Genomic DNA, 12,935 nt, shown 5'->3' with positions numbered 1-12,935 from the left:
AAAAAAAAACCGACAACAAGATTACCCAAATGAGCCTGGGGGGCTGGAAGTGGTATAAAAGAGGCGGCCCCCCGCCGATGCCGGGCCGGCCGCCCCCTCGGCCGCCAAGGCGGTCGACCCGGCCGACGCGGGCGAGCCCATCGCCCAGGTCGCGCCGCCCGCCGTGCCGCACACCGAGCCGCCCTGGTACGTGCAATGCATCCTGGGCCTGAGCGCCTGGCTGGCCACCCTGTTGCTGCTGGCGTTCGTGGCCTTCTCCGGCATCGTCAATTCCGACGAAGGCGCGCTGGTCTGCGGCCTGGTGTTGTGCGCCGTCGGCGTGGCGGTGCTGCGCAGCGACGCCGGTCCGTTCTGGCGCCAGTGCGGCACGGCCATGGCCTTCGCCGGCCAGATCCTCATCATCTACGGCATGTCCAGCTCGACCTCATTCGCCAGCGCCTGCCTGTTCGTGCTGCTGATGGCCACGGCGGTATACGCGCTGGGGCCGGACGTGATCCTGCGTTTCCTGAGCGGCGGGCTGATCGCCCTGGCCGGCGCCGGCCTGATCTGGCGCGTCCTGGCGCCCGAACTGCTGCGCTTGGACATGCTCGATGCCCTGCTCGACTTCGACATGGCCCGCGCCGCCTTCGTCTGGCTGCCGATCGCCGTAACCGGCGCCTGGGCCACGGCGGTGATCCTGACCCTGGCGCACCGGCTGGGCGGCAAGCGCGGCCATGCGTTGCAACCGCTGGCCTGGGCCTTCCTGCTGTCGGTGCAGGGCATGGTGTGGCTGGCCAGCGGCCTGTCGGTGCTGCAATTGCCGGCCATGTGGCAACTGCACGCGCAGACCGCCGTGCTGGTATGCGCGGGCGCGCTGCTGCCAGCGGCGGCGGCGATGGCGGTGCTGTGGCCGCGCCGCCAGGTGCTGACGGGCGGCGTCACCTGGGGCGTGCCCATCGCCCTGCTGCTGCTGGCGCTGTTCTGGCTGCCCAGTCCGGGGGTCGGCTTCGCGCTGGCCTGGCTGTTGCTAGGCTTTGGCCTGAACCAGTTGGGCGTGACGCTGTTCGGCGTGCTGAGCCTGCTGGCCTATCTGGGCGTCTACTATTACCAGCTCGACGTGCCGCTGCTGCAAAAGGCGCTGTGGCTGGGCGGCGGCGCGCTGCTGCTGTTCTTGCTGCGGGCGCTGGTGTGGCTGGTGCCGCGGCTGATGCGCACGCAAGCGCCCTCGCGCCGCGCGCCGCTGCCGCCTGTTTCGGCGCCGCTGCGCTGGCGCACCCTGGGCATCCTCGGCGGGCTGGCGCTGGTACTGGCCTTCGCCAACGGCGGCATCTGGCAGCGCGAAAAGCTGCTGGCCAGCGGCAAGGTGGTGATCCTGGAACTGGCGCCGGTCGACCCGCGTTCGCTGATGCAGGGCGACTACATGGCGCTCAATTTCGCTGCCGGGCGCGAGGTCACGCGCATGCGGCTGGGCGGCGAAAACCGCCCCGAGACGGACACCGGCCTGGGTTTGGAGCCCGATGGCTATGTCATGCTGACCCTGGATGCGCGCGGCGTGGCGCAGCCGGTGCGGATCCAGCCGGCGGCCGATCCGCGCGCCGACGGCGAAGTGCCGCTGCGCTATCGCGTGCGCGACAACCGGGTGCGCATCGTCACCAACGCCTATTTCTTCCCCGAGGGCCAGGCCAGCCGCTATGAAGTCGCCAAGTTCGGCGAACTGCGTGTGGCCGAGAACGGCGAAGCCCTGCTGGTGCGCATGCTGGGCGAGGATCTGCAGCCGCTATAGCGGCCGGCGCAGCTCAGGGCAGCGGAAAGCGCGCGGCCCAGCGGGCCGTGGCGTCGCGCAGGAAGGCGGCGGCGCCGTCGGCGGGCAGCGGGGCAAAACCCAGGGCGCGCCAGGCGGACTGCAACGCCGCCAGCGGCGCGCTGGTGTCGATGGCGGGAGCGCCGTTCTGCTTGGACAGTTTCAGGCCGCTGGCGGGGTCCAGGATCAGCGGCACGTGCAGGTAGCGCACGGGCGGCAAGCCCAGCAGCCGGCCCAGCACGCGCTGGCGCGCGGTCGAGCTGAGCAGGTCGGCGCCGCGCACCACGTCGGTCACGCCCTGGGCGCCGTCGTCCACCACCACGGCCAGTTGATAGGCCCACAGGCCGTCCGCGCGCTTCACGGCAATGTCGCCCACCGCCCGCGCCACGTCCTGCTCCTGTGGCCCCAGCCAGCGGTCCTCGAAGCGTTCCACCCCTTCCGGCATGAGCACCCGCCAGGCGCGCGCCTGGCGGCCCGGCGGCAGCCCATGGCGGCAGGTGCCGGGGTACGGCCGTTCACCGTCGGCGCCAGGCGCCGCCTGGCCGCGCAAGGCGGAATCGGCGATTTCGCGGCGCGTGCAGCCGCAGCCGTAGACCAGTCCGCGCGCGGCCAGCGCGTCGAAGGCCGCCTGATAGGCATCGCCGCGCCGGGATTGCCACATGATGTCGCCGTCCCAGTGCAGGCCCAGCGCGTCGAGCTGGCCCAGGATGGTCTCGGCGGCGCCGGGCACGGTGCGCGGCGTGTCCACGTCCTCGATGCGCAGCAGCCAGCGGCCGTGGTTGGCGCGCGCGTCCAGCCAACTGGCCAGCGCGGCCACGAGCGAACCCGCGTGCAACGGGCCGCTGGGGCTGGGGGCGAAGCGGCCGGTATAGGTCACGGGATGGTGCGGTGGGGCAACGGGGTTACGGCGAAGCAACGCCGCGCGCTCGAAGCGCGCGGGGCGCGGGGATACGGACGCCGGCGCGGGGGCCGACGCCGTCAGTGCAGCAAGCGTGTGCCGTCTTCGTCCAGCAGCTCTTCCAGGACCAGGTTGTCGATCTCGGCTTCCTGGCTCCAGAGAACCATGAGGGCGATGATCTTGATCTTGGACAGCGGCACGGGCGATTCCGACGCCGCCAGGCCCCGGTCGATGACGATCTCGCGCAAGGGCGCGGGCAGCACGCCGGCCGATTCCAGGAAGGCGATGAAGCCGATGGATTCGGAGCCGAGCTGCTGGTATTCGTTATCGGTGTAGATCCGGGTACCGGTGGTGGGCGCCTGGGCGAGATCGACACAGCGTTCGGTGGTTTCGGCCAGCCCGTAGAGCCAGCCTAATGCATCGTCGATGTCTTCGTGCTCGAACCCGGCGGCAGCCAACCGTTTCGCCAGGACATCGGCGGCGGGACAGGCTTGCGGCGTGTAGTAATTCTCGTACAGATAAACCAGGATATCGAACATATGGCGCAGTCTTGTGCCTGTTTGCACAGTCGGCCCGCATATCGGCAGACCAGCAAACATGAATTTTACTTTACGCTGATTTATTTGCCCGGGCAACCGCCGAAAAGGCGGAGTATGGGGGGCGTAGTGGCCCCGCGACAGTCACGAAATCGACGCGCCAATACAGTCAGAATCGGGAATTCCCCAGGCGGGGCGGACTTTCCAGGGTCCGCCCCTCTTTAATACCCCTGAGGCTTATGCGGTCTTCGGCGCCGACGCCAACTTGTACTGCGTGAGCTGCCGCATGAACACCGGAATGCAGACCGCCAGGCCGATCAAGCCGCTGGTCAGGCCCGGCAGGATGGTCAACAAGGCGCCCAGCGCGCACAGCCAGCGTTCCCAGCGTTGCATGCCCACCAGCAGATAGCGCGAGAATGCCGCCGACAGCAGCACCAGGCCGATCATGCAGCCGAACAGCGTCACGAAGAAGTCATACCACGTGAAGCCCTGCACCGAGATCAGCAGCGATGGCGAGAACACGAACACGAACGGCACGATCAGCTTGGTGATGCCAAGCCTGAACGCCGTGTTGCCGGTCTTGAACGGGTCGCTGCCCGCCATGCCCGCCGCCGCATAGGCCGCCAGCGCCACCGGTGGCGTGATGTCGGCCAGGATGCCGAAATAGAACACGAAGAAGTGCGCCGCGATCGGCTGCACGCCCAATTGCACCAGCGTCGGCGCGGCCACCGCCACCATGATCAGGTAGTTGGCGGTGGTGGGAATGCCGCAGCCCATCAGGATGCACACCACGCCCGTCATGATCAGCGCCGCCACCAGCGTCAGCGACTGGGTGTTGGCGATGGCGTCGGGAATGATCGCGCCAGCGGCGCCGGCGATCGATTGGGCCGCCGAGATCACGATGTACGAGATCTTGAAACCCACGCCGGTCAGCGTCACCACGCCGATCACGATGCCGACCGTGCCGGCCGCCGCGCCCACCGCCAGCGCGTACTTGGCGCCGGTCTCGAAGGCTTCGTACAGGTCGCGGAACCGCAGGCGCTGGAACGGGTTGAGCAGCCCCACCACGATGCAGCCGGTGATGCCGGCGAACGCCGCCAGGTACGGCGTGCGGCCGCTGGCCAGCACGCCGATCAGCAGCGCCAGCGGGATCAGGGTGGGCCAGCGCTTGCGGAACGATTCGCGCAGGCGCGGCATTTCTTCCGGCGTCAGTCCGCGCAGGCCTTCGCGCTTGGCTTCGAAGTGCACCTGCATGAACATGCCGAAGAAGTACAGCAGCGCCGGGAAAATGCCCGCGATGGCGATCTGCTGGTACGGGATGCCCAGAAACTCGATCATCAGGAACGCCGCCGCGCCCATGATCGGCGGCGTGATCTGGCCGCCGGTGCTGCTGGCCGCCTCCACGCCCGCGGCAAAATGGCGCGGATAGCCGATGCGGATCATGGCCGGAATGGTCAGCGAGCCGACGGTGACGGCGTTGGCCACCGACGAGCCGGACAGCATGCCGAACATCGCCGAGCCGAACACCGACACCTTGGCCGGGCCGCCGGCATAGCGGCCGGCAATGGTCGAGGCCACGTCCAGGAACAACTGGCCCAGGCCGATGCGCGTGGCCAGCACGCCGAACAGCACGAAGTGGAACACGTAGGTGGCCACCACGCCGACCGCCACCCCATACACGCCCTGGCTGGTCAGGTACATGTGGTTGACGATCTGCGACCAGCTATTGCCCGCGTGCTGCAGCAGCCCGGGGAAATACGGCCCGAACGCGGCGTAGGCCATGAACACCAGGGCGATGATCGGCAGCGGCCAGCCCATGGCGCGGCGCGTCGCTTCGAGCAGCCCGATCAGCAGGATCGAGCCCATGAACACGTCCAGCGGCAGCGGATTGCCCACGCGGAACGCCAGGTCCTCGAAGATATAGGGGATGTACAGCACCGACAGGGCCAGCGCGATGGCGATGATCCAGTCGTACAGCGGCACGCCGCCGGGCGCGTACCAGGTCGATTTCGGCTCGCGCTGGTAGTGCGCCTTGGAAAAGCCGAACACCAGGAAGATCAGGCTCAGCACGAAGGCCAGGTGCACACCCCGGTGCGTGGCTTCGCGCAGCAGGCCGAAGCCCGCGGTGTAGTAGTGGAACAGCGACAGCGCCACCAGCAGGCCCGAGACGATCCAGGTGGCGCTTTTGTGCAGCGGCCGGAAGCGGATTTCCGAGTCGTACTTCTCCGCCAGCTGCTGCGTTTTTTCGTGGTCTATTTGCATAGCCGTGCTTCTCATGTGATTCCGCGAACAGGGCCGCCCGCGGCGGCCCTGCGCAATCGCGGCGCCAGGCGCCGCGCACTCCCGCAAGGGAGACGACCGGCGCTTACTTCAGCAGGCCGATTTCCTTGTAGAACTTCTCGGCGCCCGGGTGGAACGGGATGCCGGCGCCCTTGACCGCGTTTTCGCGGGTGATGAGCTTGCCCTTGGCGTGGCCGTTGTCCAGCGTCTTGCGCGTGGCGTCGCTGTACAGCGCCTTGGTCACTTCGTACACCACCTGCTCGGGCAGCTTGGCCGACGTCACCATCTGCGCGTTGACCGAGATGGTCTTGACCTCGCCCACGTTCTGGTAGGTGTTGGCGGCGATGGTGTCGGGCGTGAAGAACTCCTGCTTGGCGCGCAGGGCGTCGATCTCGGGGCCGACCAGCGGCACGATATCGATGCCGCCGCCGCTGGAGGCCAGCTCGGCGATGGCGCCGGCGGGGGCGCCGCCGACGAAGAAGAACGCATCCAGGCCGCCGTCCTTGAGCTTGTCGCCGGCCTGGTTGGGCTTGAGGTATTCGGCCTTGACGTCCTTGTCGGTCATGCCATAGGCGCCCAGGATCAGGCGCACGTCAACCAGCGTGCCCGAGCCCGGCTCGTCCATCGACACGCGCTTGCCCTTCAGGTCGGCCACGCTCTTGATGCCGGCGCCCTTGCGCGTCACCAGGTGGATGCTTTCCGGGTACAGGGTGGCGATCAGGCGCAGGTCCGTGGCCTTGGGCTTGCCTTCGAACGTGCCGGTGCCGCTATAGGCCCAGAACGCCACGTCCGATTGCGTGAAGCCGGCTTCGAACGAGCCGCCCATGATGCCGTTGATGTTGGCCACCGAGCCGTTGGAGGCAACCGCGGTGGCCACCAGCTTGCCGGGCTGGGACACGGCGTTGGCGATGATGCCGCCGATGGGGTAGTAGGTGCCGGCGGTGCCGCCGGTACCGATGCGGAAGAACTGTTGGGCTTGCGCCGAACCGGTGGCGCCGACGGCGGCAGCGGCCATGGCCAGGGTGGCGATCCAATTCCTGAGTTTCATGCGAGCTTCTCCATAATGAGTCGAAGTAACCTATTGTTTGTTGTGTTGAAATTCTGGCATGCCGGCCGCCGCGCGCCAATGGCCTGGAAGCTATCGTTTACCAGGGGATGCTGCGCCGCGGCAAAATCGACCGCCCGGCAGGCCCTCGCAAGCACGGCGGCGCAGCAGGTTTTATCACGGAGCCATTCGATGTCCCAAGAAGTCATTCGCGGCATTGCGCTGCCCCCGCCCGCGCAGGCCGGCGACCCCCTGGCCAGCGTCGATACGCCCAGCCTGGTGCTGGACATGGCCGCGTTCGAGGCCAACCTGCGCACCATGCAGGCCTGGGCCGACCGCCACGAGGTCGCGCTGCGGCCGCACGCCAAGGCCCACAAATGCCCCGAAATCGCCCGCCGCCAGTTGGCATTGGGCGCGCGCGGCATCTGTTGCCAGAAGGTCAGCGAGGCCGTGCCCTTCGTGGCCGCCGGCATCACCGACATCCACATCAGCAACGAAGTGGTGGGCCCGGCCAAGCTGCGCCTGCTGGGCCAACTGGCGCGCGCCGCCAAGTTCAGCGTCTGCGTCGACAACGCCGCCAACCTGACCCAGCTCTCGCAGGCCATGGCCGCGGCCGGCGCCGAGATCGACGTGTTGGTTGAGGTGGACGTGGGCCAGGGCCGCTGCGGCGTGTCCGACGACGCCACCGTGCTGGCGCTGGCGCAGCAGGCGCGCGCCCTGCCGGGCGTGACCTTCGTCGGCCTGCAGGCCTATCACGGCTCGGTGCAGCACCTGCGCACCCGCGACGAACGCGCCGCCGTCTGCCGCCAGGCCGCGCGCATCGCCGCGTCGTATCAATTGCTGCTGCGCGAAAGCGGCATCGCCTGCGACATCATTACCGGCGGCGGCACCGGCAGTGTCGAATTCGATGCCGCCAGCGGCGTTTTCACGGAATTGCAGGCCGGCTCCTACGCCTTCATGGACGGCGACTACGGCGCCAACGACTGGGACGGCGCGCTGGCCTTCCAGCACAGCCTGTTCGTGCTGTCCACCGTGATGAGCACGCCGGCGCCCGACCGCGTCATCCTCGACGCCGGCCTGAAGTCCACCACCGCCGAATGCGGCCCGCCCGCGATCCACGGCACCCCGGGCCTGCAATACGCCGCCATCAACGACGAACACGGCGTGGTGCGCGTCGCATCCGACGCGCAGCCGCCCGCGCTGGGCGACACGCTGCTGCTGGTGCCGTCGCACGTCGACCCCACCTTCAACCTGCACGACGGGCTGGTGGTGTATCGCGACGGCATCGTGCAGGACATCTGGGAAATCTCGGCGCGCGGGTTCTCGCGCTGATGGCGGGGGCGGGCCGTCGGCAACGGCCCGCGCCTAGCGCGCCAGATCCGTCATCCCCAGGAACTGCCGCAGCTCCGGCGTGGCCGGCGCCGTGAACAATTCCTCCGGCGGCCCGATCTCGTGCACGCGGCCCTGGTGCATGAACACTACGCGGTCGCACACCTCGCGCGCAAAGCGCATCTCGTGCGTCACCATCAGCAGCGTCATGCCGTCGGCGGCCAGCTCGCGCACCACCGCCAGCACCTCGTTGACCAGCTCCGGGTCCAGCGCCGACGTGATCTCGTCGCACAGCAACGCCAGCGGCTGCATCGCCAACGCGCGCGCGATTGCCACGCGCTGCTGCTGCCCGCCCGACAATTCCTCGGGCCAGGCGTCGAACTTGTGTTCCAGCCCCACCCGCGTCAGCATCGCCCGCGCCAGGTCGGCGGCCTGGTCCTGCGGCATGCGCTTGGCCACCATCGGCGACAGCATCACGTTGCGTCCCACCGTCAGGTGCGGGAACAGATTGAACTGCTGGAAGATCATGCCTACCTTCAACCGCAGCGCGCGTAGCCGCAGCTCGTCGTCGCCCAACTGCGCGTCGGCCACCATGATGGCGCCGCCGTCGATCTGTTCCAGCCCGTTGATGCAGCGCAATAGCGTGCTCTTGCCGGAACCGCTTTTGCCGATGATGGCGATGACCTCGCCGGGCTCGACGCGCAACGTCACCCCTTTCAGGACTTCGTTGTCGCCGAACTTCTTGCGGACGTCTTCAAGGGCGATGAGGGGCATGCAACTTCCTTTCCAGCAGCAGGCTGAGGCGCGACAGGGGCCAGCACAGCGCGAAATAGATCAGCGCGGCGCAGGCATAGACAGTGAAGGGGCTGAAGGTGGCGTTGGTGATCACCGTGCTGGCCTTGGATAGCTCCGTAAAACCGATGATGGAGGTGAGCGCCGTGCTCTTGACGATCTGCACCGCGAAACCGACGGTCGGCGCCACCGCGATGCGCAGCGCCTGCGGCAGCACCACGTAGCGCATCTGCTGCACATAGCCCAGCGCCAGGCTGGCCGAGGCTTCCCACTGGCCTTTCGGAATCGCTTCGACGCAGCCGCGCCAGATCTCGGCCAGGAACGCGCCCGACCACAACGTCAGCGCGGCGCCCGCGGCCAGCCACGGCGGCACCTCGATCCCGGCCAGCGACAAACCGAAGAACGCCAGGAACAACTGCATCAGCAACGGCGTGCCCTGGAATAGCTCAATATAGGCCCAGCTCACGCGCCGCAGCAGCGCCACGCGCGAGGTCCGCATCATCAGCGCCAGCCCGCCCATCAGCGCGCCGCCGGCAAACGCCACCAGCGACAGCACGACGGTCCAGCGCGCCGCCAGCAGCAGGTTGCGGACAATGTCCCAGGTGGTGAACTCGATCATCGCGCCGCCTTGCGGAACAACCGCCTGCCCGTCATGCGCAGCAACTGGCGCAACAACACCGCCAGCGCCAGATAGATGCCGGTGGTCACGAAATACACCTCGAACGCGCGGAAATTGCGCGACTGGATGAAGTTGGCCGCGAACGTCAGGTCCTCGGCCGCGATCTGCGAGCACACCGCCGACCCCAGCATCACGATCACGATCTGCGACGACAGCGCCGGCCAGATGCGCGCCAGCGCGGGTTTCAGCACCACATGGCGGAACACCTGCCAGCGCGTCATCGCCAGGCTGGCGCCGGCCTCGTACTGGCCCTTGGGCGTGGCGTCGATGCCGGCGCGGATGATCTCGGCGCTGTAGGCGCCCAGGTTCAGCGCCATCGCCAGGCAGGCCGCCTGCATCTCGCTGAACTGCACGCCCAGCGACGGCAGCCCGAAGAACACGAAAAACAACTGAATCAGGAACGGCGTGTTGCGGATCGCCTCCACATAGGCGGTGACCGGCGGGCGCAGCCAGCGCGGGCCCTGCGTGCGGGCCCAGGCGCAGCCGATGCCCAGCGCCACGCCCGCCACCGCGCCAAACGCGATCAGCTCGACCGTCACGCCAATGCCCTTGACGAGCACCGGCGTGTAGTCGAACACGGAAGCGAAGTCGAATTGATAAGCCATGAACAGCGCTCCGGCGCGCGCGCCTGCCTTACAGGTCCTTGGGCAGGTCGGCGCCCAGCCATTTCTTCGAGATCGCCGCCAGCGAGCCGTCGCGCTTGGCATTGGCCAGGATCTCGTTGACCTTGGCGCGCAGCTTCGGCTCGTCCTTGTTCAGGCCGATGTAGCACGGCGAATTCTTGATCAGGAACTTGGTCTCGGGCTTCTTGGGCGGATTGCGCGCCAGGATCGCGGCGGCCACCACGTTGCCCGTGGCGATCAGCGGCACCTGGCCCGACAGAAAGGCGGTGATGGTGCCGTTGTTATCCTCATAGCGCTTGAGCGTGGCCGTGGGCGGCGCGATCTTGGTCAGCTCGATATCCTCGACCGCGCCGCGCGTCACGCCAATGGTCTTGCCGGCCAGGTCGGCGGCCGACGCCACTTTCAGGTCGGCCGGGCCGAACACGCCATTGAAGAACGGCGCATACGCATCCGAGAAGTCGATGGCCTTTTCGCGCTCGGGGTTCTTGCCCAGGCTGGAGATCACCAGATCCACCTTGCGGGTCTGCAGATAGGGAATGCGGTTGGCGCTGGTCACCGGCACCAGTTCCAGCTTCACGCCCAGTTGCTTGGCGATCAGCGCGGCGGTGTCGATGTCGTAGCCCAGCGGCTTCATGTCGGCGCCGACCGAGCCGAACGGCGGGAAGTCCTGCGGCACGGCGATCTTGATGGTGCCGGCCTTGACGATATCGTCCAGCGTGTCGGCATGCGTGAGCGGCGCGGCCAGCAGCGTGGCGGCGGTGCAAAGGGACAGCAACAGGGTTCTACGGTTCATGAGGAACTCTCCAGGGCGCGCCGCCCCGGGAGCGGGGTCGAGCGTTGCACACCAATTCGGTATACAAAACTGGAAAAGCAAGTTCCGTGCCATTTCCTGCTCCCCGCCGCACCCGGCTTGCCGTAAGCCAGTCTGCACCGCCCTGGTGCGCCACGCGCCGCCGTGGCGCAGCGCGCGCACCGCCATGGATCGCGCCGGCCCGCGCCCGATCTGCGGCCCTGGCCGCCGAAAAATTGGCCGCGCCGGCTGGTATCCACTACCATCAACCGGCGTTCATGTGCACGCACCGCAGTATTGGCCAACCTTGAATCCATCCCGACAACGGAGATTTCCATGAGTGGTTACTACGAGTTGAAGCGCAGCGGCGATCAGTTCATGTTCAACCTGAAAGCCGCGAACCATGAAGTCATCCTGACCAGCGAGCGTTACACCACCAAGGCCAGCGCCCAGGACGGCATCGCCTCGGTGCGGCAGAATGCGCCGGTCGACGCGCGCTACGAGCGCAAGACGGCCACCGACGGCTCGCCCTACTTCACCCTGACCGCCACCAATGGGCAGACCATCGGCCGCAGCGAGATGTATTCGAGCGCCGCGGCCCGCGACAACGGCATCGCGTCGGTCAAGACCAACGGCTCCAGCACCACGGTCAAGGACCAAACCTGACCGCGCCGCTGCGGCCGGCCCGGCGCCGGCCGAATTCGTAACGCCACGGAACCGCGCCGATCCGCGCGTTACTCACGCCTTGTCTATCGATCCAACCCAAGGAGAATGGCAATGGCGTTTCATGACCTCATCAACGCGGCCGCGGACCGCCTGCAACTGGGCGGCGGCGTCGACGCCAAGGCCCAGGCGCTGGACATCCAGTTCCAGGACGACCACCCGGTGCGCATCGAGCACCACGACAGCCGTGGCCAGATCAGCCTGGCGGGCACGATCGGCTTCTACCCGCCGCAGGACCAGCAGGCGCGCCTGTTCGAAACGCTGTTGCAGGCCCATCTTTATGGCTTGCTGACCGACGGCTGTGCATTCGCCGTCGACGCCGACGCCAGCAGAATCCTGCTGTTCAAGACCCTGCCGCTGGATGGCCTGGACGCCGACGGCCTGATCCAGGCGCTGGGCGACTTCCGCCTGGTGCAGCAGACCTGGCGCAAAGCCTATGCCGACGGCAAGCTGACCGCGCAGGACACGCCGGCCCCGGCCGCCGCGACGCCGGGCATGCCGCCCGCCATCAACCTCGCCTGAAGGAGAACGACATGGCTGGAGGAGGAGTCGGACAAGTCGGTGGTGGCCAGGTCAACGCCGTGGCGCCCGTCGGGGTGCAGCAGGCGCCGCAGAATGGCAACGTGCAGCAGGCGCAGGGCGGGTCCTGGGCCAGTACCCTCAACACCCTGGTGGAAAACGTGGTCGGCGGCACCGTGCATGCCTTGTCGAACGTGGTGCGCGGCATCGACCTCTACGTCCAATCGGAGGCCCAGGCGCGAGGCGGCCCCGCGCCGGACCTGGCCGAGATCTCGCGCTTTACCGTGCTGGGCAGCCTGCCCAACGCGCCGGGCTTCCAGAACGCCATCAACGACAACGGCGTGCGCTCGCAGCAGTTCAACAATGCCTTGAACAACCAGAATGCGACCCAGGCGGAAACCGACGTGATGAACCGCCTGAACGGCGTCGCGCTCAACAACCTGACGCGCGGCGGCCAGGCGCTGCAGATGACCCAGCAGCAGTTCCACGCCGCCCTCATGTGCGGCGGCCACTTTGTCGTCAACGACGGCGGCGCGCTGGCCAACCAGTTGCAACAGGATGGCGACGGCCAGATGCAGGCGCGTGGCTCCAGCCACTACAAGGGCTCGCCGCACCAGCAATACGGCATGGACCTGCCCGGCGTGGGCCACCTGCTGATCGGCCGCACCAACAATGGCGACAGCTTCTTCCAACTGGAGTCGCATGGTGTCGGCAACCCGCAGCAGAGCCTGATGCAACGGGCGCAGGAATTCGGCGGCCACATGCTGTCGTGGGGCATGCACGTCGGCTCCAGCTCGTCCTACGTGCAGATCGGCCCGCACGGCGCCATCGAAGGCAGCGAGAAGGACAACAACCACGTCGTCATCAACTGACGAAAAAAAAACGCCGGGCGATTTGCATTGCCCGGCGTTTGTCATGGCGGCGGCCGCGTCCGCCACCGG

General features: G+C 67.7%; 13 protein-coding genes. 5 read left to right on the top strand and 8 right to left on the bottom strand.

Annotated features, from left to right (window positions below; genetic code table 11):
• Positions 1 to 163 precede the first annotated feature (163 nt).
• A complete protein-coding gene (locus AC6LKG_RS22070; RefSeq protein ID WP_498168164.1) occupies positions 164 to 1,762 on the top strand; it encodes a GDYXXLXY domain-containing protein in 1,599 nt (532 codons plus the stop codon).
• Between the two features lie 13 nt (positions 1,763 to 1,775).
• Here AC6LKG_RS22070 and gluQRS read toward each other — a convergent pair whose 3' ends face one another.
• The 4 genes from gluQRS to AC6LKG_RS22050 form a co-directional block, all read right to left on the bottom strand.
• The gene (gluQRS, locus tag AC6LKG_RS22065) at positions 1,776 to 2,657 is read right to left on the bottom strand and encodes a tRNA glutamyl-Q(34) synthetase GluQRS (RefSeq protein ID WP_498168162.1); all 882 of its coding nucleotides are present in this window, start codon (positions 2,655 to 2,657) and stop codon (positions 1,776 to 1,778) included.
• A gap of 101 nt (positions 2,658 to 2,758) precedes the next feature.
• Complete coding sequence (locus AC6LKG_RS22060; protein WP_498168160.1) at positions 2,759 to 3,217, bottom strand: Smg family protein; 459 nt, start codon at positions 3,215 to 3,217, stop codon at positions 2,759 to 2,761.
• 234 nt (positions 3,218 to 3,451) lie between these two features.
• Positions 3,452 to 5,476, bottom strand: coding sequence for a TRAP transporter permease (locus tag AC6LKG_RS22055; RefSeq protein WP_498168158.1), 2,025 nt, complete (start codon positions 5,474 to 5,476; stop codon positions 3,452 to 3,454).
• Positions 5,477 to 5,579: 103 nt separating this feature from the next.
• Positions 5,580 to 6,542 (bottom strand): TAXI family TRAP transporter solute-binding subunit, encoded by a 963-nt coding sequence (locus AC6LKG_RS22050; RefSeq protein WP_498168156.1) that lies wholly within the window; start codon positions 6,540 to 6,542, stop codon positions 5,580 to 5,582.
• Between the two features lie 189 nt (positions 6,543 to 6,731).
• Between AC6LKG_RS22050 and AC6LKG_RS22045 the strand changes: the two genes are divergently transcribed.
• Positions 6,732 to 7,871 (top strand): DSD1 family PLP-dependent enzyme, encoded by a 1,140-nt coding sequence (locus AC6LKG_RS22045; protein ID WP_498168153.1) that lies wholly within the window; start codon positions 6,732 to 6,734, stop codon positions 7,869 to 7,871.
• A 33-nt stretch (positions 7,872 to 7,904) separates the two neighbouring features.
• Here AC6LKG_RS22045 and AC6LKG_RS22040 read toward each other — a convergent pair whose 3' ends face one another.
• The 4 genes from AC6LKG_RS22040 to AC6LKG_RS22025 are packed head-to-tail and all read right to left on the bottom strand — an operon-like array spanning position 7,905 to position 10,755.
• Positions 7,905 to 8,642, bottom strand: a complete 738-nt coding sequence (locus AC6LKG_RS22040; protein ID WP_498168151.1) for an amino acid ABC transporter ATP-binding protein — start codon at positions 8,640 to 8,642, stop codon at positions 7,905 to 7,907.
• The gene (locus AC6LKG_RS22035; protein ID WP_498168149.1) at positions 8,623 to 9,279 is read right to left on the bottom strand and encodes an amino acid ABC transporter permease; all 657 of its coding nucleotides are present in this window, start codon (positions 9,277 to 9,279) and stop codon (positions 8,623 to 8,625) included. Before AC6LKG_RS22035 ends, AC6LKG_RS22040 begins: the two co-directional genes overlap by 20 nt.
• Positions 9,276 to 9,944 (bottom strand): amino acid ABC transporter permease, encoded by a 669-nt coding sequence (locus AC6LKG_RS22030; protein ID WP_498168147.1) that lies wholly within the window; start codon positions 9,942 to 9,944, stop codon positions 9,276 to 9,278. The genes AC6LKG_RS22035 and AC6LKG_RS22030 overlap by 4 nt, the downstream gene beginning before the upstream one ends.
• A 28-nt stretch (positions 9,945 to 9,972) precedes the next feature.
• Positions 9,973 to 10,755 carry a transporter substrate-binding domain-containing protein gene (locus AC6LKG_RS22025; RefSeq protein ID WP_498168144.1) on the bottom strand — a complete coding sequence of 261 codons (783 nt, stop codon included), beginning with the start codon at positions 10,753 to 10,755 and terminating at the stop codon, positions 9,973 to 9,975.
• Between the two features lie 333 nt (positions 10,756 to 11,088).
• Here AC6LKG_RS22025 and AC6LKG_RS22020 point away from each other — a divergent pair, with 333 nt between their 5' ends.
• The 3 genes from AC6LKG_RS22020 to AC6LKG_RS22010 all read left to right on the top strand — a co-directional run bounded on the left by AC6LKG_RS22020 (position 11,089) and on the right by AC6LKG_RS22010 (position 12,866).
• The gene (locus AC6LKG_RS22020) at positions 11,089 to 11,418 is read left to right on the top strand and encodes a YegP family protein (protein WP_498168141.1); all 330 of its coding nucleotides are present in this window, start codon (positions 11,089 to 11,091) and stop codon (positions 11,416 to 11,418) included.
• 111 nt (positions 11,419 to 11,529) lie between these two features.
• Positions 11,530 to 11,997, top strand: a complete 468-nt coding sequence (locus AC6LKG_RS22015) for a type III secretion system chaperone (protein WP_498168139.1) — start codon at positions 11,530 to 11,532, stop codon at positions 11,995 to 11,997.
• An 11-nt stretch (positions 11,998 to 12,008) separates the two neighbouring features.
• Positions 12,009 to 12,866 carry a hypothetical protein gene (locus AC6LKG_RS22010; RefSeq protein WP_498168136.1) on the top strand — a complete coding sequence of 286 codons (858 nt, stop codon included), beginning with the start codon at positions 12,009 to 12,011 and terminating at the stop codon, positions 12,864 to 12,866.
• Positions 12,867 to 12,935: the final 69 nt, after the last annotated feature.

The sequence above is a fragment of the Achromobacter sp. 46006 genome (assembly GCF_059761975.1).
The sequence above is the reverse complement of the archived record's forward strand: the minus strand, read 5'-3'. Positions and strand labels throughout refer to the sequence as shown.